Genomic DNA, 21,745 nt, shown 5'->3' on the forward strand with positions numbered 1-21,745 from the left:
GCAAAACTTCCGGTCCGATGGAGAGGGGCTACAGGGATTGCGGGCGCTACGATATTCCAGGCCAACGTCTGGAGCCTTCACTTTGCCCCGAGTTCTTGTCTTTGCTCTTGTTTTTATCGGGTTCGCCCTGCCTGCCCTTGCCCAGCCCCAAGACGATCTGGAGCGGTTGCGCCGGGCTGCCCTCACCAGCGACTACGCCTACCGCCAGGTGGCTCACCTGTGCAACAACATCGGCCTACGCCTGAGCGGGTCGGCCCAGGCCGCTGGAGCGGTCCAGTACGTGGCGGAGCAACTGCGGCAACTGGGCCTTGAGGTGCGACTGGAGAAAGTGAGCGTGCCCCACTGGGTCCGGGGCGTCGAGGCGGGAACACTGACGCGCTACGCGGGCCAGGTGCCGGGGACGAGCCAGAAACTGGCTCTCACCGCCCTGGGCGGCAGCGTCGCCACCCCGGCTGCCGGTCTGGAGGCAGAGGTCGTGGTCGTCCAGAGCTTCGACGCGCTTGTGGCCCTGGGACGGGAGAAAGTTGCAGGCAAGATCGTGCTTTTTAACCGCCCCTTCGATCGCCAGATGGCGGCCCAGGGTCAGGCCGGTGAAGCTTACGGCCAGGCAGTGATCTACCGGGGTGGCGGGGCGAGTGCAGCGGCCAGATTGGGAGCGGTGGCCGCCCTGGTGCGCTCGGCGGGCGGGGCCAATTATCGCCTGCCCCATACCGGCGCTCTGCGCTACGCGAGCGACGCGCCTCAGATTCCTGCCGCCGCCGTCGCCGGTGAGGACGCCGATCTGATCGCCGCCCTCGCGGCCCAGGGACCGGTGCGGCTGCGCCTCACCCTCACCCCCCAGAGTCTGCCGGATATAGAAAGCTACAACGTCGTCGCCGACCTCAAAGGCAGCGTTCACCCCGAGCAGGTGGTGATCGTCTCGGGCCACCTCGACTCGTGGGATCTGGGCACCGGGGCAATCGACGACGCGGCAGGAGTAGCGATGGCGATGCAGACCGCTCAGCTGCTTAAACAGTTGCAGCTGGTGCCAGAGCGCACGATCCGCGTCATCGCCTGGATGAACGAGGAGAACGGCCTGCGGGGCGGTCGGGCTTACTTTGAGGCCCATAAAGGCGAACTTGCCAACCACGTCGCCGCCATCGAGAGCGATTTTGGGGCGGGCCATCCGCTCGGCATCTACGCAAAGGCGAATGCAAAGGCGCTCGAACGGCTCGCCCCCGCCGCCGCCGTCCTCGATCGCCAGGGGGCCGGTCTGATTCAACCTGCCCAGGAAGTCGGCGCGGATATCGGGCCGCTCACGAGTGCCGGTGTGCCGGGTTTTGGCCTGTTGCAGGACGGGCGGACCTACTTTGACTACCACCACACAGCTGCCGACACCCTCGATAAGATCGTGCCCGCAGAACTGGCGGAGAACGCAGCGGTGATGGCAGTACTGGCCTACAGCATTGCCAACTTAAGCGAAGCGCTGCCGCGCTGAGAGTTACGGGTTAAAGGGCGAATAGTCGAGCAATTGCCAGTCAAACAGACCGGGCAGATCCGAGGCGAGCCAGCCCTCGACGCCGAAGCGCCAGTAGCGCCGGGTACCGCCGGTGGTGTCGGTCGCTGCGTCTTGATCCCAGAGGATCTCGCTTTTGCCGATAAGCTGCAGGGTGCGATGGTGCTGGAAGTCCGGAAAAAGAAGACCGGCTTCGGGGTGGACAACGAAGTTGCCCAGCGTGTTGAACATGCTGTTGCCGGGATAGTCGGGAATCCGCAACGTCCGCTCGTCGATCACCTCGACGAAGCCGGGATTGCCGCCTCTGTGGGAAGTATCGACGCCGCGCTCCGGGTGGGCGCTGGCGACAAAGAACGTGTCGGCGGAGCGGATGAACGCCCGCAGATCCTCCGGCAGCTCGCTTCCGCTGCGCACCCCACCCGGCTCTGGGCTGGAAGCTTCGCCGAGCGCCACCCGCCGCCTCTGGATGTACTTGGGGCAGTTGGGATAGGACTCTTCGACTTGAATCTGCAACCGGGCAGGCTCGATCCGCTCGATGCGGCCATTGATCCGCAAGCGCCTGCGGGTGGGTAACTCGATCAGTAAAAGTCCTACCTGGGACTGGTGGGCGATATTCTCCCAGAGCGGATCGGCCTGGTTGCCTGCCGCTGCTTCGAGGTCGATCTCGACGTGGGTTGGGTCTATCGCCCGCACGAAGCCGGGTGGACCCACCAGCAGCGACGCCCAGGGATACAGCTTACTATCGAGGCTGCCCACCACGACCATCGGCTGCTGGGCAACAAAGGCAAGCGCCCCCGGAGGAATCGCACCGGCCAGCATCCGGCCATTTCCCAGGGCCGATTCCAGCTCACCGGAGCGCTGCTGCACGAACAACTCGCCTTCATGAAAGGGACTGCGCCTGCTCATCGCCTGTCTCCTGGGTACCCGAACGCTTCAAAAAGTAAGAATCTGGTAGCCCTCGGCCATCAGGCCCGCGAGGCTCGCCACACCGCTGGTGCCGGGAACGGGATTTTCTGCCAGCAACGTTACTCCATTTTTTTGAACGGTTTCAGTCGCTCCAAAGACATTCGCACACTCGCAGGAGGCTCCTCTTACTTTTTCTCGAACCGCCTGGTATAGGCTCGCCAGCGGATGATCCGGCTGGTTCAATTCGCCAATCCAGCGCACACCCGCTCCCTGAAACAGCACGCTCACCTCCTCGCCGCGCTGCTTAAAGTCATAGGCCGCCGCCAGGGCGTTGATCAGACGGGCGCGGGATTCCTCACCGCCGTGTACTGGATCTGAGAGGACGACGATCGCTGCTTTCATCGCTGGGCTCCTCGCTCATTGCACTGCTACTGTACCGAATGTTCGGTACAAAAACAAGTGCTGTGGTGGCCGAGATAAAAAAGGAGGCTACTTGCTTCAAGCCAGCAGCTCAGCCTGCAGGCGCGCCAGAACCCGGCGAAAGGGCGTCGGATCTCCCAGCCCACCGGCGAGGACCAGGGCACCGTGGATGCGCAGCACTGCATCTTCGGCGCGGGCGTGGGCCATCTCTGGAGCCTGTCCCGCTTCGACAAGGAGCTTCGCGAGGGCGGCGATCCAGGTTAAGAATGCCCGCCGGAGGGACTCTTGAAAAAGGGGCAGACCGCCGCTCAATACCAGCGTGCCCAAAAGACACGCTTCCTCGCCCCCGGCGTAGAGCCTATCGATAGCGGCAAGCATCCGCGCCAGGCGTTCTGCCGGAGTGCCGTCGCCGTCGAGGGGCTGAACGATATTCTGCTCGACCCACTGCCCGACTTGATCGATCGCCGCAAGGGCCATGTCCTGCTTGCCGCCCGGAAAGTAATGGTAAAGGCTTGAGCGACCGAGGCCAGTGGCAGCGGATAGATCCGCGAGCGACGCCCCGTCATAGCCTTTCTGGCGAAAGACACCCACGATCCGGTCGATCACTTCTTCTTTGGAGAGCAAAGGGGCGGGCACGGCTCTAAACTCCCTGGGGCATCCATTGGACTGAACAGTTCAATGCTAGCGATTGGGACGTGGGATTTTTGGGAGTCGCAGAGGCGATTTTATGCGTGAATGGAACATCGCTTCCCCCCAGGGTAAAAAACATGATCTTCGCCAATTTTTTGGGTTCGGCGCGCTCGTCCTTGTTCGCAATCGCTATTTTCGGTACGGCGTTACTTTTTACGCCACCGCCAGCAACAGCCCAGAGCCAGTCCACCCTCTGTGAACAGCAGAAGATCGAGTGCGCGGTCTACGTCAAGATCGGCAACGGTACGCCGGTGCGGGCCCAGAGCGTCGTCGATATGGAATTCGACCAGGTCAATGGCCTCTATCCAGCCAACAACCGCATCACCTGGAGCAGTACCAAAGGCGCACTCTACACCGGCTCGATCGCCCTCAATGCCGGAATCGCCGGTCTGGTGGACGGAGATTTTGTTGCCAGTCAAATCGCCACCGGAAACGCGCCCAAGGCGGTGCCGCCGGGAGATTTTGGCAATGGGCCGGAGTGGACTGTCCCGGCAGGGCAGGGAGACGGACAGAAGCCATCGACGATCGTCTACACGGTGGCAAGTCAGACCACCAACGGCAACATCACCCAGTACGCCCTGGCGCGGGCAGCCTTCAACGGCACAGCCTGGCGGGTGGGCTACGAAAAACCAGCCGCAGGCGATCCCAACCATTACGGCCCGCTCGGCAGTGCCCTCACCGGTACCTCCGCCTTTATCTCCTATCTGGTCTGCAGCGCCGATCCGGGGCCGAGTCCTTCCGAGTGCAACACCTCCGCCCAGATGCGCTGGCGGGACATTACCGCCGGGATCACGGGCGGCACCGACCAGAGCCTGCCCTGTCAGATTCCGTGGACGCGCTGGGTCTGGCTGGAACCGGCAGTAGTCTGCACCAACCCGAGCGGCCAGCTCATCCACTACAACGTCTCGACGGCGAGCACCGAGGTGATCCGCTCCTCGGCCTCCGCTGTCGTCGATTCCTTCGGTTGGCCGGCACCGGAGTACGGTCGTCAGCTCGCGGTAACAGCCCAAAATAGCAGCCGCACGGTCGTCGAAATTTACCAGAAGCTCGATACCGGCTGGGTAGCCGTTCCTGCCGCCAACGTCAGCGCCGCCCAGCTCCAGGCCGCTGGTTCGACAATTGTCGGCAACCTCTACCTGCTCTCGCCGGAGCCTTTTGTCTACCACAACCAGTCCTACTTGATCGCCACCGCCTCCAGTACCACCAATCCGGGCAGCCTCACTGCCAAGACCGAGATCTGGGTGACGAAGCTGGCGCTGCAGGCAGGAGCCCAGGCCGTCTACTGCAAAGTGAGCGACTCCGATACCACTACCACGGCGGCCCGCCGCGATCCGGAAGTCTTTGTCGCAGGCAGCGACCGGCTATTTATCTACTACCAGATCCAGGCGGGCAAATTTGGCATCTACCGCTCCGAGTTGCCCGCCGCCTGCCAGTAGCCGCTAAAGACCCGTCTTCGCCCGCCAGAGCGAGAACTGGTTGTTCTTCTCGATGTGGTTGAAGAAGACGTAAGCGCCCTTGGGTGTGGCGATCCACTCCGGTTCGCTGCGCACCACGTTTGGCTGGGCCGGGTCGCTTATCTGGCGCACCAGGGGAGCAGCCGGATCGACCGCTGCGATCCAGATCTCCGAAGGGTCGTACTTGGCGGTGGAAAGCTGCAGTGAGATGTAGGATCTGCCCTTGTAGACGAAGGGTTCGGGGGAAAAAATCTTGGGCTTGGCTGAAAACGTGGACGGGTCGATCGCGTTGATCGCCGTCCAGAGGCCACCGATCCGACGGTAAATCCGGATCGTTTTTTCATCGACGACCGCAAAGAAGATGCTCTCGCCGTTAAATTCCGGTGCCTGCCACATCCAGACTTCGTCCTTGTCGCCTGCGTCGGCGGTCAGAAATTCGGTTCGTCCACTGTCGATCCAGTAGCGCACAGCCTGGACGATGCCGCCCGCGTCACTCAAGGCAGTGGTGATCGCCCGCTGGCCCGAGACCCAGCGCGGTGCTCCGCCGGTGCTCTGGGTGATGCTGGCGGGGAAGGCCGCTTCGCTCGTCGCCTGCGTCGATTCGCGCCAGGCCAGATCGTACCCGCCTTCTTCCAGTAATCGGGCATACAAGATTCGCGGTTGGGTATCGTTCACATCGACACTCGCGAGGGGCAGCGCCCGGTTCTGGCCCATCGCGAGCAACTGGTGCTTCCAGCTGCCGTCAAAAAAGGCACGCGCCAGCCAGTTCTGCTCGTCAGGCCCAACGGAGGTATAAAAGATCTCCAATCCGCGCTCGCTTCTGGCCCACTCTGGCCCATTTTTGAGTGGAAAGCCCTCTAGAGAGAGCACTGCCTCGGGAGCGACAACTGGCCCTTTGCAGGAGGGCGGGGCGATCGTGCCGTTGGCGGTCACAGTCGCTACCCGGATCAGGTTCTGGGTCTGATCGAAGTAGGTCATCTGCGAACTGGTACTGTCAAATTCGGGATCGACGACGCCGGAAGAAGCCGGACAGACGTTGATTTCCTCAGGCACGAAGCTTTGGGCAAGCGCAGCCTGGCTTATCCAGAAACTGCAAAACATTGGCAGACTCAGCCTCCAGGCTGCTGCTCGAATCGTACAAAAAAACATAGCTATAAATACTGAGAGTGAATAGAGAGGGCGCAGAGCAATTCCTGCTGCACTCTACCATAGGACGGCCCTGGATGGTTTATACCGATCCAGTCTCGATGGCCTACACGGCGCGACTTTCCAGCCTGCTTTCGGATCAGCGGGGCAAAAATTTCCGTAGGCAGCCACCACGTCCACTTAAACCAAAAGAGGGCCGTCCATAGTAACCGTCGCGAGAGCAAGAAAGCTAAAAAAACCGGCTTTGACTTTTGCTCCGCTCGGTTCCCGGTTTTTCCAGTTGGCCTCTGTTTCTCACGCTTCTTGAAAAATTGCTTTTCAAGAAATGGCTGCCGCTGTCTGGAAGTCCCGATTCGCCTTTGTCTTGATCGATTTCGATTCTTAATGCCAGGAGAAATCAGAAAATGCCAGAAGAAAACGACCAGCAGATCAAAGCTCCCGAGCAGTTTATCGCCGACGCCGGGGAACTGGGTGGTCAAGCAGTCTCCGATTTTTTTGCAGCGAACAATCCGCTTTCGCTGGGCGAAGAAGGCGGTGCCCTCGGTCAGTTCGCCCAAAATATCTTCGATGGTCCTCTGCCGGATCTGGCCGGGGCTGCCATCGACCCACTGGGAGCGATCGCCGATGGTGCCGAGGCGGTGGGCAACTTCCTGCCGGATCTGTTCGGCGGCGAGCAGTCAGAGGAGGGCGACTTGACTGGAACGGGTGCCGGGATCGGCGATGTCTTCGGCGGTATCGGCGAGGAAGCAGCGCAATTCATCGGCGGTGCGGACGAGGATCAGGGCGACGGTGACGGCTCGGCCTTCGGTTCCCTGGGTGATCTGGTCGGTCAGGCAGCAGGATTTGCCGGCGATCTGGCAGATGGGATCGCAGGTCTCGGTGAGGACGGCGGTGCCTCCCTCGCCGACCTGGCGGGCGAAGGCGCAGGCGGTGTCCTGGACGCCCTTGGAGGCGAGAAGGACAGTGAACCGGAAAACTACACCGAGATGCGCGCCTCAGGCGAGATGTCGGACAAAGAATGGGCCGATGCCATGCTCAATGACGCCCGTGCGGACATGGGCATGGACCCGATTCCTGGGAGTGCCGACGACGAGAAGTCCGATTCGGACGGTCTGAATGGCCTCTTAGGCGGTGCCGAAGGAGCCCTCGATGGTTTTCAAGAAGGTGGCGTCGAAGGCGGCCTCGACGGTTTCGGCGAGGGCGAAGGCATCCTGGGCGGTGGTCTTGAAGGAGCCCTCGATGGTTTCGGAGAGGATGGTCTTGAGGGTGCCCTCGATGGTTTTCAAGAAGGTGGTTTTGCGGGAATCCTCGGAGGGTCCGAAGAAGGCGATCCAGACGGCGACGATCAGAGCTTTGGCCTGGGTGAAGGGGTTCTGGGCGGCGAAGACGGCGGCTACCTCGATCCGGGTTTCCTGGCTGATGGCGAAGAAGGTGGCTTCGATGGAAACTCCGAAGGCGACAGCGATGCCGGTGGCGGTTACCTCGATCCGGGCTTTCTCGCCGACGGTGGAGAAGGTGGCTTCGACGGCGACGATCCGGGCGACGGCGGCTGGCAGAACTTTCTCGGTGGGGACGAGGAGGCAACCGACGATGGCGGAGTCTGGAGCGAAGAAGGAGCCGACAGCAACTACGAAGTAGCAGAAGAACCCGACTACTCGGGGGATATCGATGCTGGGGGCGACTACCCCGTCGAATAAGTACTATTCCCGAAGCAACACCTCAAGTTTGTGTGGAGCTGGCTGGCCCGGAAGTACCTCCAGGCCAGCTTTCTTTTCGGCTCAAAGCGGTTCAGCGAGGATGGTTCCACTGCGGGGCGGCAGTTCCAGCTGGAGTTGCGGCCCATCGCAGCTCGCTGTCCCTGGCCCAAAGACGACGGAAGCAGGAGTACCTGGCGGAGCATCGAGGACGGCGCGGGCAGGTTCGGTACCGGCGTTGACGGCCACCAGCACCGTCTCGTCGTCCAGGCGGCGCTCGAAGACGTAGCTCTGGCCTGAGGCATGGAGGCTTTTGTAGCTGCCGGTGCGCAGCGCCCGGTAGCGGTGCCGCAGGGCAATCAGCTCGCGGTGGTAGGCGAGCAATTTGCGGTCCCACTGCGTCTCCAGCGGAAAGCCCTGGCGCGAGTCGGGGTCGATGCCGCCGGGCAGGCCCACCTCGTCGCCGTAGTAGATGCTCGGTGCGCCCGGAAAGGTCAGTAAGAGCAAGGTGGCGATCTCGACGCTTTCGCGGTCCCCTCCGGCGATCGTCATCAGGCGGGCGGTGTCGTGGCTGGCGAGCAAGTTTAGCTGGGTGAGCTGAAGCTGCCAGTCATAAAGTGATAGCAATCTCTCGATCGTGGCAGCATATTCGACGGCAAAAAGGGCCGGATAGGGCTTGTAAGAGCGGTCCTGAACGTACTCCATCTGAACGCGATCACCGGCGGCAAAGGCAATTGTCGGTGCGGCAAATAGATAGTTCATCACTCCGTCAAACTGCGTGCCGTCGAGCCACTGGCTGGCATCGGTCCAGATCTCGCCTACGATGTAAGCTTCGGGATTGATCGCCTTGACCCGCTCGCGAAATTCCTGCCAGAAACCCTCGGCGGTGACGCACTCGGGCACATCCAGCCGCCAGCCGTCGATACCGGCCCGGATCCAGTACTCGGCCACCTCCATGATGTACTCGCGCACCACCGGATTGTCGTGGTTGAACTGGGGCAGGGCGCGGTTGTTGTCCCAGCAGGCGTAGTTGGCCGGCTGCTCGACGTTGTAGGGCGACAGCGGCCAGGCGTCAATCTTGAACCAGTCGAGCCAGGGGGAGAGGCGGCCATTTTCAAGAATGTCGTGAAAGAAGAAAAAGCCCCGGCTCGCGTGATTGAAGACACCGTCTAAGACGACTTTGATATGGCGGCTATGGGCAGCTTCTAAGAGGGCAGCAAAAGCTTCGTTGCCCCCTAAGAGCGGATCGACTTTGTAGTAGTCGTGGGTGTGATAGCGGTGGTTGCTCGCCGACTGAAAGATCGGGGTAAAGTAGATGGCCGTGATCCCCAGTTCCGTCAGATAATCGAGTCTTTCGATCACCCCCCATAGATCCCCTCCCTTGTAACCATAGAGCGTCGGCGTCGAAGCCCAGTCCTCGAAGGCGACCGCCGAGAGGAGCTTCTGCTTGAGCTGCTGGCTGCGGGAGAAGCGGTCGGGGAAGATCTGGTAGAAGACAGCGTGCTTTACCCAGTCGGGTGTGTGAATCTGCATCGATGGTTCCCTTTAGAACTTCGTCATCTCAAAAAAGGCTGGCCGGTCTTTCGGGATGCTAGAACCGTGTGTTATGAATCGATAGATAACGTCGAATGTGTGTACATGGCTTATTCGCGACGGTATTTTCAGTTTTACTCCCACGTCCTGCAGCGGGATCTCGATGTACTGCATTTCGGAAATTGGGGCTACCCGATGCTCGTCTTTCCTACCAGTCGCGGACGCTTTTTTGACGCCGAGGACCGGGGTTTGATTGCCAGTTTGCACCGGCACATCGATCAAGGATATCTCCAGGTATTCTGTGTCGAAACTCTCGATTGGGAGTTGCTGCTGGCTTGCGGGGTGAGCTTCGCCGAGCGCCGCGAGCGCTGGCTTGCCCTCGAGCGCCACTGGACGGACGAATTCATTCCTTACGTTCGCCACAAGGCCCAAAACGACTTTCTGGTGGCGGCGGGCTGTTCGCTAGGAGCGACCCACGCGATCAACCTCACCCTGCGCCATCCCGATCTGGTGCGGCGCGTACTGGCAATGGGCGGTCCCTACGACCTCGACAACATCGCTTCGCTCTTTGGCAAGGGCGGGCCAGAACTGAGCAGGCAGCTGTACTTTATCAACCCGATGGCCTACATGGCCAACATGAGTTACCAGTACTGGCTGCAAATGGGCGGCGGCCACACCCAGATTAATCTGTTGAGCGCCCACCACGATTTTTGCTTAGACGATCATCTCCGTCTGGCCGGTCTGTTGGGTCGCAACGGCATCGATCACCACCTCGAAGTCTGGGACGGTGGCCACGACTGGCCGGTGTGGTGCGCTCAAATTGCCGCTTTCGCGTAAGGAAAAAAGACAACCGTGACCATCCACGATTTTTGGGTCGGTAGCCTGCATTTCAGCGAAGCGTTTGGCGACGATACAGTTGCCCGCCTCAACGCCCTGGCACCGATTACCGCCTGCGACGGCAGGCAGTACAAGATCCGCGCCGAGCACATGGCGATCCACGAGGTGCCGCTCTCCTTTCAGACCAAATATGGTCTCATCATCGATCGCTACAGCTACCTCTATCCCCAAGCAATCGGCGTATTCATGGGCTACGCCTTTCGCGGCATCTACTTGATCAACAACCCCTTCGGCTTTTACTACTACCTCAACAACAAGGACGCCGCCTACATCGTGGCGCGCGAACTGGGGATTTCGATTCCCAGAACTTATATCCTGCCGCCTAAAGAAGCGCCCGCCCTCAATCAAAATGACTTTCGCTACCACCGCCACTTCGATTGGCAGGGGATGACCGAGGAGTTGGGCTGGCCCCTGGTGATCAAGCCCGCTGACGGCAAGGAGGCGATCGGCTTTAATATTGCCCACAGCATGGACGAATTGCTCTACTACTACAACCAGTCCGGCTCGAAGGTGATGCTGTTGCAGCAGAAGGTGCGCACGCCCTTTGCCTGGCAGATCCGCTGTCTTTGTATCGGGCGCAGGGTCATTCCGATCAAATACATCTTCCGCAAGCAGGACGCGAGCGAATATCTCTACGACCCGCAATTTTTGGGGCCAGAGCTGGGCCAGCGCGTCATCGACACCTGCAAGATCATCAATCGCCTGCTGGGCTACGAGATGAACTCTGTCGAATTTTTTATCGACGAAGACGGCACCCTGCAGGCGATCGACTTCAACAACCCGGTCCCGGACGGACGGCTGAGCGCCCTGGGGACGATCTTCTACGAGGACTATCAAAAGGCTCTGGTCGAACTGGTGAGCGAGGTCGTCGCCCACCAGCGCTCGATGGACTTTATCCCCGCCGAGATCAACACCTTTGCTCAGATTGCCCGGCGCAAGGATCTCACCACCGAGCAAAAGTTTCAAGAAGCCCTCAAGCTCGCCAACCGCTACTACGAACCCGCCGAAAAGCTCCTCCAGCCCTCCAGTGTCTGACTCGACACTCAACCCAGCCGCGTCGTCTGGGCCGCCGTCCGCTGCGTAGATCGGCTGATTTTTGCCCGTTGCCGAACAGGTAAGCTGATGGAGCAGGCGCGTTGATGTGCTGGCACACGCCATTACAGACAAAACGCATTACACCCACTGATCAGACTTTCAAATGAGCGACAAAGGTTTAACCCACGTGGCGCTGGCGGTGAGCAATCTCGATGCCAGCATCGCCTTTTATGGACGCTACGCCCAGATGCAGGTGGTGCATCGCCGCAAAGATCCGGTAAATGGCACTCCAGTGGCCTGGATTACCGATCAGACCCGGCCTTTTGTGATCGTGCTGATCGAACAGCCACCGGTCAAACATCCGCTGTTGCCCCCTTCACACCTGGGGGTGGCCTGCGGTAGCCGCGAGGAAGTCAGACACCTCTGCGATCAGGCCCGCGAGGAAGGCTGTCTGAAGGCCGGGCCCGACGATTATGGACCACCGGTGGGCTACTGGGCCTTTCTAAGCGACCCGGACGGGCACATCCTCGAACTCAGCCACGGCCAGGAGGTGGCTTACACCGTCGAGCAGTCCCAGACGGCCAGCCACTCGTAAAAAATTAGACTTTGCCGAAGCGGCGCTGGCGGCCCTGGTAGGACTTGAGGGCAGCGTGAAAGGCGGGTCGATCGAAGTCGGGCCACATCAAGTCGGCGACGTAGATCTCGGTGTAGGCCATCTGCCAGAGCAAAAAGTTGCTCAGGCGCGACTCGCCGCTGGTCCGGATGAGCAGGTCCGGGTCGGGCAGCTCGTGGGTGTAGAGGTGCTGGGCGATGAGCTTTTCGTCTACTTCTTCGGGCTGCAACTGGCCGAGGCGGGCCTGCTCGACGAGCCTACGGCACGCCTGGACGATCTCCTCGCGCGCTCCGTAGTTGGTGCCGACGGTAAACTGGACGCCCGTGTTGGTCGCTGTCACTGCCATCGCTTCGCGGATGATCTGCTGCAGCGCTTCGGGTAGCAGGTAGAGGGCCCCGACAAAGCGAATGCGCACCCCCTCCTCGACCAGCTCGGACAGTTCGCGGTGCAGCACCTTCTCGAACAGGGTCATCAAAAATTCGACCTCGTAGCGGGGACGGCCCCAGTTTTCGGTCGAGAAAGCAAATACCGTGAGGGCTCCGATCCCCCAGTCCTTGCAGCAGCGCAGCAATTCTTTGAGGGCATCGACCCCCGCCTGGTGGCCTTTGACTCTGGGCAGGTGGCGCTGGGCTGCCCAACGGCCATTGCCGTCCATGATCGCAGCGACGTGGTGCGGAAGGCGGTTGGGGTCAAGATCGGCGGGCAGGCTGCGCAGGAGCGTATGCGGCGTGGTCATCGATTTATTCGCTGTTGCCCGATTGGCTGGAGGAGGCAGGAAAGAACTTGCGAGTCCAGTCGCCGAGCGCTGGAATCTGGAACACAGAGGTCGTCTCCGCACGGCGGTAGCGGCGATGGAGAGTCTCGGCCAGTTGCTCGACGGAGAGGGGGCGCTGCAACTTGCCGCGCTCGGCCAGCGAGATCGAACCGGTCTCTTCGGAGACGACGACGCACAGCGCGTCGGTCTGCTCGGTGATCCCCATGGCGGCGCGGTGGCGGGTGCCCAACTGCCGCGCCGGGATCTGGGTAGACATCGGCAAAATTACGCTCGCCGCCTCGACGCGCCAGTTGCGGATGAGTACCGCCCCGTCGTGCAGGCGCGTCTTAGGATAAAAGATTGTCAAGAGCAGACTCTTGGAGAGCACCGCGTCCATCGTATCGCCCGGATCCTGCAGCAGGCGCTCATCGATCGGACTTTTCTCAAGCACGATCAAAGCGCCGATGCGCTCTTCGGAGAGGTCGCGCACCGCCTCAAGGAGCTGATCGAGGGCGGTCTGCTCAAAATCGGGGGAGCGATCGGGCCTGAGCAGCGAAAAGATTTCCCCCCGGCCCAACTGTTCAAGAAAGCGCCTCAGCTCGGGCTGAAAGATCACCGGAATCGCCACCGCCACCCCGATCAAGATCTTGTCGAGGATGAAGTTGAGGGTGGTCAGACCCAGGAGGTTGCTCAAGAAAAAAGCGCCCGAGAGGATCAAAAACCCCCGGATGAGCCAGACGGTGCGCGTCTGGCGGACCAGCTGAAAGGCAAGATACAGCAGCAGGCCAACTGCGGCCCAATCGAGAATCGAGATGATGAGTGGCCGCAGCGCCAGTTCGCCTGTCAGTTGTTCCAGAGGGCTGTTCATGTTCTCAGTCGTAGCGGTAGACAGTCGCAGCGCAACAGGTCGTCAAGGTCTTCGCGCCTGAGGATCAAGCTGGAATCGCCCCCGCCTACCACCACCGCCGCCGGACGGCCAAGGCGATTGTAGTTCGAGGCCATACTACAGTTGTAAGCACCGGTGCCGAAGATCACCAGGCAATCTCCCTTTTCGGGTGGAGGCAGATCCACATCCCGCAGGAGCACATCGCCGGACTCGCAGTGCTTGCCAGCTACGGTCACCGTCGCGCTGCGCTCGTCGTTCATGCGGTTGGCCAGCGCAGCGGAGTAGCGGGCTCCGTAGGTAATGGGCCGGGGATTGTCGGACATGCCGCCGTCGATGGCAATGTAGGTGCGCACCCCCGGCACGGTCTTGGTCGAGCCGACGGTGTAGGCGGTGATGCAGGCGGGGCCCACGAGGGAACGGCCCGGCTCGCACAACAATTTGGGTAAAGGCAACCGCTGCGCCTCACACGCCTGTACGACCGCCTCACAGATGGTCTGCACCCACTGCTCGATGGACGGCGGGTCGTCAGCTTCGATGTAGCGAATCCCCAGGCCACCCCCGACGTTCAGCTCGTTAAAGTCGGCCAGTCCCAGGGCAGCGGCCTTGGCAAACCACTCCAAGAGCAGCTTTGCCACATCGGCGTGGGGAGCCAGCTCGAAGCTCTGAGAACCGATGTGGGCGTGCAGGCCGACCGCAACCAGTTGCGGGGTGGCCGCTAAAAAGGCGAGGACGTCGCCTAGATCTTCGAGGTTAAAGCCAAACTTGCTATCGACGTGGCCGGTACGAATGTAATCGTGCGTATGAATGTCGATGCCGGGGGTGACGCGCACCATCACCCGCACCGGTTCATCGGAGGCAGCCGCCTGGAGGGTCTGGAGGTCGAGCCAGTTGTCGGCCACGACGGTTGCGCGCACCGTAGCTGCCCGGCGAATTTCGGCTTCGGACTTGTTGTTGCCGTGCAGGTAGATCTGCTGGCCAGGCACACCGGCCAGCAGCGCCGTCTGCAATTCTCCTTCGGAGACCGCATCGATGCCCAGGCCGCACAGATGCACCAGCGCGCAGATGGCGAGGTTGCTCCAGGCTTTGCTGGCGTAGAGCACCTGGGAGGGGCCCGGATAGTAGCGCTCCAGCGCCTCGACGTACTGGCGGCAGCCCTCCCGCAGCGTCAGCTCATCGACGATATAAAGCGGTGTGCCGAAGCGCCGGGCAAGTTCGACGACGTCGCAGCCGCCTACCACCAGGTGGCCCTGCCCATCGATCAGGGCACTCAGCGGTGTAAGAGATTGATTCGGAGAACGAGCGGCAACCATATTCCGGTAACAGTCGGGCATTTCTAACAGTTTACCTGGAAGCACCCTCCGGCAGGACTGGCGTTTTGGCCTACTTTTGGCTGGTCCAAAAAGTGAGAAAGACTGGACGATCGGATTGACAGCGGCAGAGCCCCTCCCTACGATTGCGAATGTCAGCATGTCGAAGCTCGACATGTAAGGAGAGCCGACGATGGCCGACGCGCTTCCGGATCCCAGCAGTTATTTGCCGCTCACCGCTGCGATGTTTCACATTTTGCTTGCCCTGAGCGAAGGGGAGCGCCACGGCTACGCGATCATGCGCTCGGTCGAGCAGCGCAGCGCCGGTAAGATCCGTCTGGGTTCCGGTACGCTCTATCCTTCGATCAAGCGGATGCTCGCCGACGGCTGGATCGAGGAGGTCGGTTCGCGCTACGACCCGGACCTGGGAGGCGAGCAGCGCCGCTACTACCGGCTCACGTCCCTGGGGCGGCAGGTGGCACGGGCGGAGGCGGAGCGGCTTATGGATTTAGTCGATGCGGCCCGCGAGCGCCAGATCTTGCCTGCAGAGGGGACAGATAGCCTTGGCTCCTTGTTTGGCAACTGAAGGCAATGGCAGGTGCTGTCCGCCGCTACGAACTCGACTGGCTGAAGGTCATCGTTACCCTGCTGGTGCTCTGCTTTCACACCGCCCGCGTCTTCGACAGCGAAGATTGGAACATCAAAAACGACCCGCTCTTAGAGCGCCGCGCTCCTATCGAGGCGCTGATAAAGGCGGGCAAGCACCAGGAGCCGCCTTTGATTGCCCCCGAGCGGGTGCGAGCCTTCCTCGCCTCCCGGCCCTTCGAGCGGACGGACCAGGAGGCTTTTGCGCGGATCACCACCAGCACCGATCAGATTGTCCGCCTCGCAGGCGAACTGCAGACGGGCGTCGTCTACCAGTACTCGGCCCTTGCCGTGCTGCGCGCCGTGCGCGATCTGGCCGGTCCTGCCGGTGGACGGCTTTTGGCACTGGTACCGTCGGGCCGTCACTGGGCGCAGCAGATGGAGCGGGGTACGGGGATCGCTGCTATGGATCTCGAAAGCTTCCTGGCGCTGCCCCAGACCCGCCTGCCGCGCCACGTCTTTTTGATCGTCGATTATGCGGCGTTCGCGGGCGGCGAACAGCTCGAAGCATTGTTAGAGCGCGTTCGAGCTACCGACAGTCGGGCGCTGCTGGTCGGGCAGCCGGTGTTTCTGGGGGCGGATCTGCTGGTTTCTTTTCTCAACCAGTGGTTCATGCCGCTGTTTTTTTTGATCGCCGGGAGCGGTAGCTGGTTTGCGCTGGGGCGGCGCTCGGGCAGGCAGTACATCGTCGAGCGCACTGGGCGGCTCTTTGTGCCTTTTTTATTCGGGACTCTCGTCATCGTTCCACCCCAGGCGTACTGCCAGTGGCTCACTGCTGCCACCGAGCCGGTAGCTTACCTGCAGTTTTATCCCCGGTTTTTAGGGCTGACGTTTTTTAGGGGAGCGCCGGAGTGGGGGCATCTCTGGTTTGTGATCTATCTATTTGTCTTCTCGCTGGTGGCGCTGCCGCTGTTTCTCTGGCTGCGCCGCCCGGCGGGGCAAAGGCTGCTGGAGCGGCTGGGTAGCTGGTGCGAAAAACCAGCGGTGATTTTGCTGGCAGGGGTGCCGGTGGCCGTAGTGGAAGCAGCACTGCGGGGCCGCTGGGGCTTTGGCCACTACAACTTGATCGATGACTGGTCGGATGTCTGCTACTACCTGCTCTTTTTTGTCTACGGCTACTTGCTGGCGGCGGACGAGCGCTTTGGCCGGGCGATCGACAGACTCTGGCCACTCGCGCTTGGGCTGGCCGGTATTCTCATGGTCGGGATGTTCAGCCTGAGCTATCTGGATCTGGCTCCCGATCGCGGCTATTCCCCGGCCTACCTGACAGTGATCTCGCTGCACGGCCTGCGCGCCTGGCTGTGGTTGGTGGGCATCCTCGGCCTGGCGCGGCGCGCCCTCAACTTCGAGAATCCCTTTTTGCGCTACGCCGGCGAAGCGGCCTACCCGTTCTACATCCTGCACCAGACCGTGATCATCGTCGTCGGCTTTTTTGTCGTGCGCTGGAGCCTCACAGCACCGCTCAAATTTGGAGCGATTGCCCTGGCCTCGCTGATCCTCACCCTCGCCCTCTACGAACTGGGGGTGCGCCGCCTGGCCCTCACCCGCCTGCTTTTTGGCCTCAAGAGACACCGCCCCAGGCTGTCCCAGGCACAAACCGCTTCTGCCACCCTCAAATAGGACCGCCCTGTCTGGGAAATTGCACAGCTCCGTCTAACTAAAATGGACTTAAATAGCTTGGGTAGTCCAGTTTGAATGTATCTGACATCCGACACAGATACTGTAAGCTGTACAGCAGTATCCCGCACCAGCACCTCGGTGCTGGCTTCCTTCCTTGAGGCTTTTCATGAGCGAACTCATTCCTATCCTCGGTACTCGCGCTCCCGACCGTCGCGGCGATGTCGTCTTCATCCATGGGCTGAACGGTGATCCCCGCGCTACCTGGCAGCCAGAGGAGCAACCCGACCGCTTCTGGCCCAACTGGCTCGGTGAGGACATCGCCAGTATCGGAGTCTGGTCTTTGGGCTACTCGGTAAGTTCCTTCGGTTGGAAGGGAAGCACCATGCCTCTGGCCGATCGCGCTGTCAATGCTCTGGTGCTGCTGGAGACAAATAGCATAGGCACTGAGAAGCCGGTAGTCTTCATTGCCCACTCACTGGGCGGACTGCTAGTCAAAGAGATGCTTAGAAAAGCTACCTATGGTAGTGTCCCGGAGGGTGAAGCCTTAGCAGAGCACACGCGGGGAGTGGTCTTTCTATCTACGCCCCATTCAGGCTCTAACCTGGCGAATTTTGTGAGCTACCTGAAATTTCTACTGCCGACGGTGAGTATCAGTGAATTGAATACGCAGGAACCGCGCTTGCGGGAACTCAACAGCTGGTACCGCAATAACGTCCAGAAGCTAAGCATCAAGACACAGGTGTACTGCGAACGCAAACCTACTCCAGCCGGGAGAAACTGGCTTGGCCAACTTGTGAGCACGATAGTAGTAGATGCGAGTAGTGCCGATCCCGGCTTGGCAGGAGTGACGGCGGTGCCGATGGATGACGACCACATCACCATCAGCCGTCCAGAACGCGGTGGGATGCTCTATAAGCGCATCCGGGGCTTTGTCGAGGAGCAATTCGACCAGCCATTACCTTCCACCCAGAATGCCGCAGCTTCCAGAAGAGACGAGCCTCCTACTAGCAGCGAGGGGGACGTGGCGATTGGAGGCAACGTGGTAGGCGGGGTAATCGTTACTGGCGATGGCAATGTAATTCATATGGGAGAAGCACCGCCGGATCAGCAGGGACATCCAGGAAGGGATGTCCTACCGGACCTGCAGACACTGGTCAACACACTCAACCGCCTGCTGCCTGTGCAGCTTAGCCAGTTGTTCCTGATCCTGCAGGTGCCTCCTGAAATAATGCCTGGCACCGGTGCTCTCCACGGCGAGCGCGTCATTGCCCTGATCCAGTGGTCGCAGAGTTCGACAGGAGCTGGATTGGCTCGAATTCAAGAAGAGCTAGATAAGATTCTCCGTTCCCAATAACTCTTCCACTATCACTGGGTCCGTTGCGGAGCGTGCCTCACACGGAAGATCAGAGCTGCTCCAGAACCCACACAATAGCTTCTAGTCCGCAACCGCCCGTGCCTTCGGCCCAACTCACCAGTGCATAAGTCCTGTCTCCGTGGGGCGCACCTGATCCAGGAAGCACTCCAGGCGGCACTTTCAGCGCGAATATCAGCAAGTTCAACTGTGGAGGTGCCAGTTTGTTGAGCCGCTGAATGAATAGCAATCGTTCTTCTACGGTGTGGAGTCGGGAATTGGGGATCCCGGTGTGCCTGGAGGCTGGTTCGGTGTTCGTGTGGGATCGGAGAAGTCTCCGGCAGCCTGTACTCGGACGTGGCTTGCGATGATTTCTGTTGCCTCGCCTGGGGTGATGATTCCTTGCTCTAACAAGGTGCGGGTCAGTTCAACCTGGCACTTGAGTCGAGAGATAAGATTTTCCGGGTCGGGAGGACTCATAAAGAAAGCGCGACCTTGGAAAACTTCAGGTGTCAGTGCTGCCGGGCGTATTTGCTTCTGGCCTCGGCGCTCGAGCTCGATCTGCACCCGTGTCTTTGCTTTGGATCACATCCTGTTGAATATGGGCAAGGTTGTCCAGGACACGCTTCACCTCGGGATGCTCAGGCCCAAGAGCATATTCGAGGATGCTTACTGCGCGTTCCAATAGCGAGAGTGCTTCGCCTCTATTACCCTTGAGTTGCCAAATCTGGGCGAGGTTGTTCAATACGATGCCCACGCGCGGATGTTCAGGGCCGAGCTGGCGAACAGTAATATCGAGAGCCCGCATAAGCAGATTTTCAGAAGTGTTCAGTTCACCCTGCTGCAAATACGCCTCGCCCAGGTTATTGACCAAAAGGGCAACATCTGGGTGATCTGGCCCCAAAAGGCGTTCTTTGGCTCTCAATACCGCTTCAAAGTTCTGAATAGCAGCAGAAGTCTCCCCAGCCTCTAGCTGCAAAGTGATCAGATTACTGAGTGTGGCAAGGGTACTGGGATGTTCTGGGCCCAATATTGTTTGCTGGTATTCAAGAGCATCTGTGAGGTGCTTTCCTGCTGCGTCGAAGTTCTCTTGCCGCTGGCGGAGCACAGCGAGTTCTCCAAGTGCCATTGCGTATTCGATATTTGATCCTGGAGAAGTAGTTGAAGCCTCACCGAGATAGGCTGCACGCTGCAGAAAATCCTCCGATTCGGCATACCTGCCTTGTTCGGATAACAACCCGGCAAATGATCTGCTATACCCTTGCACCTAAGGCAGGCATTGCGTCAGAGTTATCCTCTAAGATCTCGAGAATTTCGCTGTACAGGCTTTCGGCTTCCCCATAGAGGCCCTGAGCCTGGCGAGTGTGGGCCAGTTCTAGCAACACCTGTGCCAGAAGCGGAGCAGGCCATTCTCTGGGTCTGGGAACGAGCAACTGGACAAGCAGGGCTGCAGCCCTCTCATACTGCCCTCTCAGGTTGTGGAGCGCCGCCAGGTTGGCGTAAAGCCGGGGGGCAACTGGATCCGAGGAGGGCAGAGTTTCCAGTAACTGCTGGAGTAAGACCTCCGCTTTTTCGTACAGCCCCTGAGTGGTATAAAAAGTCGCGAGATATTCGCGGCAATCCAGGTTCTGGGTACGCAAAATCGACCCGATACTTTCGATCAGATCACGATCGAGGGCGAGTTCCCGGACAAGTTGATTGGCAGCGGCGCGCTCTTTGAGATCTACAAAATTGTGCCCTGAAGCTTTAATCAAGATTTCAAAGGCATCATCTAGATCCGCTCTCCTGTGCCCCACAGCTGCTTCATAAAAGCCATAGCTAGAAGTCTGGAGTGAACCCCTCAGATGAGACAGTCTTCTGGCCTTCTTAAGTGGGTTGGCTTGTCAGACTTGTCTCACGAGCAATGCTTGCCTCGAACTCTACAGGCGGCAAGTACCCAAGCGATGAGTGCAATCGCTTCTGATTATAAACCTCCTCGATAAATCGAGCAATATTCTCTTTGACCTCCCGATAGCTTGTGTACTCGTTCAGTAGCACCTCCTCATACTTCAACGTCTTCATGAATGACTCGACGAAGGCATTATCATAGGGATTCGCTCGACGGCTCATACTGATGGTAATTCTACTTGCCTGAAGCAATTCCACATACGCTTTGGCTGCATACTGGACCCCCCGGTCAGAATGATGCACCAACCCTTCCGCTACACTTCGCTTCTCAAGGGCCATCCGTAAAGCAGAGAGCGTCAGCTCCCCATCAATATTTCGACTCAAGGCCCAACCAATCACGCGCCGACTATAGCGGTCAAGAATTACCGCCAAGTACACAAACTCCTCCAAAAGACGAATGTACGTTATGTCGGATATCCACAACTGATTCAAACCCGTCAACACCATGTCCTTAGCCAAATTCGGATACACTGGAAGCCCGTGTTCTGAATCTGTTGTACGAACAAAAGCCTTGCGACGCACACATAGCAGGTTATCTGACCGCATCAATCGCAAGACACGCTTGTGGCCTGCCCCCCGAATGGGGGGTTAACACACCAACCTTTCCGCTGTAAGGCCGTTGTGACTCTCCTATAGCCATAGCCTGGAAATTCCAGACAAATCAGCTGCATCTGATGCCGCAGTTCGATGTCGTCAGCATCTTCAGTTGCCTCGAATCGCTCTCCTTGTCGATAAAAGCTACTGCGAGGAACACCGGCCCACTTACACATCGTAGCAACCGATTGTTCTGCTGAACACTCTGCAATCACTCGGTAGATGATGGTGGTGACCTCCGTTCTTTGGTCAGCTTCTCTAAGCGCTCCAAGACTTTTTTAAAACTGATTTTCCATGGTAAGCTTACCGACCATTTGTTCCAGTTCGGCGATGCGCTGCTGCTCCCGTTTTTGGGTCGTACTGTTTCGCAGGAATGCCTATTGGGGATTGTTGCGGTATTGCGTGCACCAATGGGTAACAAGATTGGGATGGAGAGCGTGGAATCTGGCGACCTGGGCGACAGTGCTACCAGCCTCTACTTCTCGAACAATCTGTAGTTTGAACTCAGGATTGAAAGAACGACGGGTTTTGGACATGTGTTACTTCTCCGTGGTTTGACCCACTGAAGAAGGCTGAGAAAACTGTCTCACTATAAGGGTTCAGTCCAGTCACTAGAATTACTCCCGCGCCCGGTGGCACTGCTGTTCAACGTTGCCAGCAGCCCCGTCTCTTGAGTGCTTTTCCCAAGCAAGGACTTGCTGCGTGTCACCCAAGTATAACTTCGCGTTTAGATCCTGCACCCGGCAGCAAGTGTGAGT

Annotated in this window: 21 protein-coding genes; 9 read left to right on the top strand and 12 right to left on the bottom strand. The window is 59.5% G+C overall.

All coding sequences use genetic code 11. The annotated features are described in order from the left end of the window. Positions 1-82 precede the first annotated feature (82 nt). Positions 83-1,477, top strand: coding sequence for a M20/M25/M40 family metallo-hydrolase (locus tag GKIL_RS17535; protein WP_023175144.1), 1,395 nt, complete (start codon positions 83-85; stop codon positions 1,475-1,477). A 3-nt stretch (positions 1,478-1,480) separates the two neighbouring features. On the opposite strand, the gene GKIL_RS17540 is transcribed toward GKIL_RS17535, so the two are convergent. The 3 genes from GKIL_RS17540 to GKIL_RS17550 all read right to left on the bottom strand — a co-directional run bounded on the left by GKIL_RS17540 (position 1,481) and on the right by GKIL_RS17550 (position 3,457). Further along, positions 1,481-2,401, bottom strand: coding sequence for a pyridoxamine 5'-phosphate oxidase family protein (locus tag GKIL_RS17540; RefSeq protein WP_023175145.1), 921 nt, complete (start codon positions 2,399-2,401; stop codon positions 1,481-1,483). Between the two features lie 27 nt (positions 2,402-2,428). After that, positions 2,429-2,803: a DsrE family protein gene (locus GKIL_RS17545; RefSeq protein ID WP_023175146.1), complete on the bottom strand. Its 375-nt coding sequence runs from the start codon at positions 2,801-2,803 to the stop codon at positions 2,429-2,431. Between the two features lie 96 nt (positions 2,804-2,899). After that, a complete protein-coding gene (locus tag GKIL_RS17550) occupies positions 2,900-3,457 on the bottom strand; it encodes a TetR/AcrR family transcriptional regulator (RefSeq protein ID WP_023175147.1) in 558 nt (185 codons plus the stop codon). A gap of 131 nt (positions 3,458-3,588) precedes the next feature. Between GKIL_RS17550 and GKIL_RS17555 the strand changes: the two genes are divergently transcribed. Next, positions 3,589-4,947, top strand: coding sequence for a hypothetical protein (locus tag GKIL_RS17555; protein WP_023175148.1), 1,359 nt, complete (start codon positions 3,589-3,591; stop codon positions 4,945-4,947). Between the two features lie 3 nt (positions 4,948-4,950). Here the strand turns inward: GKIL_RS17555 and GKIL_RS17560 are convergent, their stop codons facing one another. Then, complete coding sequence (locus GKIL_RS17560) at positions 4,951-6,018, bottom strand: hypothetical protein (RefSeq protein ID WP_187293836.1); 1,068 nt, start codon at positions 6,016-6,018, stop codon at positions 4,951-4,953. Positions 6,019-6,515: 497 nt separating this feature from the next. Here GKIL_RS17560 and GKIL_RS17565 point away from each other — a divergent pair, with 497 nt between their 5' ends. Further along, positions 6,516-7,808 carry a hypothetical protein gene (locus tag GKIL_RS17565; RefSeq protein ID WP_023175150.1) on the top strand — a complete coding sequence of 431 codons (1,293 nt, stop codon included), beginning with the start codon at positions 6,516-6,518 and terminating at the stop codon, positions 7,806-7,808. An 81-nt stretch (positions 7,809-7,889) separates the two neighbouring features. Here the strand turns inward: GKIL_RS17565 and GKIL_RS17570 are convergent, their stop codons facing one another. Then, entirely contained in the window at positions 7,890-9,338 is a 1,449-nt protein-coding gene (locus GKIL_RS17570) for a glycoside hydrolase family 13 protein (protein ID WP_023175151.1), read from the bottom strand. Positions 9,339-9,533: 195 nt separating this feature from the next. On the opposite strand from GKIL_RS17570, the gene GKIL_RS17575 reads away from it, so the two are divergent. The 3 genes from GKIL_RS17575 (at position 9,534) to GKIL_RS17585 (ending at position 11,865) form a co-directional block, all read left to right on the top strand. Next, on the top strand, positions 9,534-10,175 hold the full coding sequence (locus GKIL_RS17575) for an alpha/beta hydrolase-fold protein (protein WP_223173781.1): 642 nt from the start codon (positions 9,534-9,536) through the stop codon (positions 10,173-10,175). A gap of 15 nt (positions 10,176-10,190) precedes the next feature. Beyond that, positions 10,191-11,270: an ATP-grasp domain-containing protein gene (locus tag GKIL_RS17580; protein ID WP_023175153.1), complete on the top strand. Its 1,080-nt coding sequence runs from the start codon at positions 10,191-10,193 to the stop codon at positions 11,268-11,270. Between the two features lie 163 nt (positions 11,271-11,433). Next, on the top strand, positions 11,434-11,865 hold the full coding sequence (locus GKIL_RS17585; protein ID WP_023175154.1) for a VOC family protein: 432 nt from the start codon (positions 11,434-11,436) through the stop codon (positions 11,863-11,865). A gap of 4 nt (positions 11,866-11,869) precedes the next feature. Here the strand turns inward: GKIL_RS17585 and GKIL_RS17590 are convergent, their stop codons facing one another. From GKIL_RS17590 to lysA, 3 genes are read right to left on the bottom strand one after another with little or no spacing between them, the layout of a single operon-like run. Beyond that, a complete protein-coding gene (locus tag GKIL_RS17590; protein WP_023175156.1) occupies positions 11,870-12,619 on the bottom strand; it encodes an isoprenyl transferase in 750 nt (249 codons plus the stop codon). A 4-nt stretch (positions 12,620-12,623) separates the two neighbouring features. Next, positions 12,624-13,505: a diadenylate cyclase CdaA gene (cdaA, locus tag GKIL_RS17595; RefSeq protein ID WP_023175157.1), complete on the bottom strand. Its 882-nt coding sequence runs from the start codon at positions 13,503-13,505 to the stop codon at positions 12,624-12,626. After that, positions 13,502-14,833: a diaminopimelate decarboxylase gene (gene lysA / locus GKIL_RS17600; protein ID WP_023175159.1), complete on the bottom strand. Its 1,332-nt coding sequence runs from the start codon at positions 14,831-14,833 to the stop codon at positions 13,502-13,504. Before lysA ends, cdaA begins: the two co-directional genes overlap by 4 nt. A 190-nt stretch (positions 14,834-15,023) precedes the next feature. On the opposite strand from lysA, the gene GKIL_RS17605 reads away from it, so the two are divergent. From GKIL_RS17605 to GKIL_RS24960, 3 genes are all read left to right on the top strand, one after another. Beyond that, positions 15,024-15,416, top strand: coding sequence for a PadR family transcriptional regulator (locus GKIL_RS17605; RefSeq protein ID WP_023175160.1), 393 nt, complete (start codon positions 15,024-15,026; stop codon positions 15,414-15,416). 5 nt (positions 15,417-15,421) lie between these two features. Then, complete coding sequence (locus GKIL_RS17610) at positions 15,422-17,095, top strand: acyltransferase family protein (RefSeq protein ID WP_023175161.1); 1,674 nt, start codon at positions 15,422-15,424, stop codon at positions 17,093-17,095. A gap of 166 nt (positions 17,096-17,261) precedes the next feature. Continuing rightward, positions 17,262-18,449, top strand: a complete 1,188-nt coding sequence (locus GKIL_RS24960; RefSeq protein WP_023175163.1) for an esterase/lipase family protein — start codon at positions 17,262-17,264, stop codon at positions 18,447-18,449. Positions 18,450-18,951: 502 nt separating this feature from the next. Here the strand turns inward: GKIL_RS24960 and GKIL_RS17620 are convergent. The 4 genes from GKIL_RS17620 to GKIL_RS25950 all read right to left on the bottom strand — a co-directional run bounded on the left by GKIL_RS17620 (position 18,952) and on the right by GKIL_RS25950 (position 21,523). Continuing rightward, the gene (locus GKIL_RS17620; RefSeq protein WP_071824831.1) at positions 18,952-19,683 is read right to left on the bottom strand and encodes a tetratricopeptide repeat protein; all 732 of its coding nucleotides are present in this window, start codon (positions 19,681-19,683) and stop codon (positions 18,952-18,954) included. A 16-nt stretch (positions 19,684-19,699) separates the two neighbouring features. Beyond that, the gene (locus GKIL_RS17625) at positions 19,700-20,242 is read right to left on the bottom strand and encodes a tetratricopeptide repeat protein (RefSeq protein WP_023175165.1); all 543 of its coding nucleotides are present in this window, start codon (positions 20,240-20,242) and stop codon (positions 19,700-19,702) included. Between the two features lie 70 nt (positions 20,243-20,312). Then, on the bottom strand, positions 20,313-20,915 hold the full coding sequence (locus GKIL_RS25945; protein WP_420841373.1) for an IS3 family transposase: 603 nt from the start codon (positions 20,913-20,915) through the stop codon (positions 20,313-20,315). 449 nt (positions 20,916-21,364) lie between these two features. Next, positions 21,365-21,523, bottom strand: a complete 159-nt coding sequence (locus GKIL_RS25950) for a transposase (RefSeq protein WP_420841374.1) — start codon at positions 21,521-21,523, stop codon at positions 21,365-21,367. Positions 21,524-21,745: the final 222 nt, after the last annotated feature.

It is taken from the genome of Gloeobacter kilaueensis JS1, assembly GCF_000484535.1.
Lineage (GTDB): Bacteria > Cyanobacteriota > Cyanobacteriia > Gloeobacterales > Gloeobacteraceae > Gloeobacter > Gloeobacter kilaueensis.

Bases quoted from the DNA above. Each gene is read 5' to 3' on its own strand.
- GKIL_RS17540 (WP_023175145.1), bottom strand. From the start codon at position 2,401: ATGAGCAGGCGCAGTCCCTTTCATGAAGGCGAGTTGTTCGTGCAGCAG.
- GKIL_RS17545 (WP_023175146.1), bottom strand. From the start codon at position 2,803: ATGAAAGCAGCGATCGTCGTCCTCTCAGATCCAGTACACGGCGGTGAG.
- GKIL_RS17555 (WP_023175148.1), top strand. From the start codon at position 3,589: ATGATCTTCGCCAATTTTTTGGGTTCGGCGCGCTCGTCCTTGTTCGCA.
- GKIL_RS17565 (WP_023175150.1), top strand. From the start codon at position 6,516: ATGCCAGAAGAAAACGACCAGCAGATCAAAGCTCCCGAGCAGTTTATC.
- GKIL_RS17570 (WP_023175151.1), bottom strand. From the start codon at position 9,338: ATGCAGATTCACACACCCGACTGGGTAAAGCACGCTGTCTTCTACCAG.
- GKIL_RS17575 (WP_223173781.1), top strand. From the start codon at position 9,534: ATGCTCGTCTTTCCTACCAGTCGCGGACGCTTTTTTGACGCCGAGGAC.
- GKIL_RS17585 (WP_023175154.1), top strand. From the start codon at position 11,434: ATGAGCGACAAAGGTTTAACCCACGTGGCGCTGGCGGTGAGCAATCTC.
- GKIL_RS17590 (WP_023175156.1), bottom strand. From the start codon at position 12,619: ATGACCACGCCGCATACGCTCCTGCGCAGCCTGCCCGCCGATCTTGAC.
- cdaA (WP_023175157.1), bottom strand. From the start codon at position 13,505: ATGAACAGCCCTCTGGAACAACTGACAGGCGAACTGGCGCTGCGGCCA.
- lysA (WP_023175159.1), bottom strand. From the start codon at position 14,833: ATGGTTGCCGCTCGTTCTCCGAATCAATCTCTTACACCGCTGAGTGCC.
- GKIL_RS17605 (WP_023175160.1), top strand. From the start codon at position 15,024: ATGGCCGACGCGCTTCCGGATCCCAGCAGTTATTTGCCGCTCACCGCT.
- GKIL_RS17610 (WP_023175161.1), top strand. From the start codon at position 15,422: ATGGCAGGTGCTGTCCGCCGCTACGAACTCGACTGGCTGAAGGTCATC.
- GKIL_RS24960 (WP_023175163.1), top strand. From the start codon at position 17,262: ATGAGCGAACTCATTCCTATCCTCGGTACTCGCGCTCCCGACCGTCGC.
- GKIL_RS25950 (WP_420841374.1), bottom strand. From the start codon at position 21,523: ATGTCCAAAACCCGTCGTTCTTTCAATCCTGAGTTCAAACTACAGATT.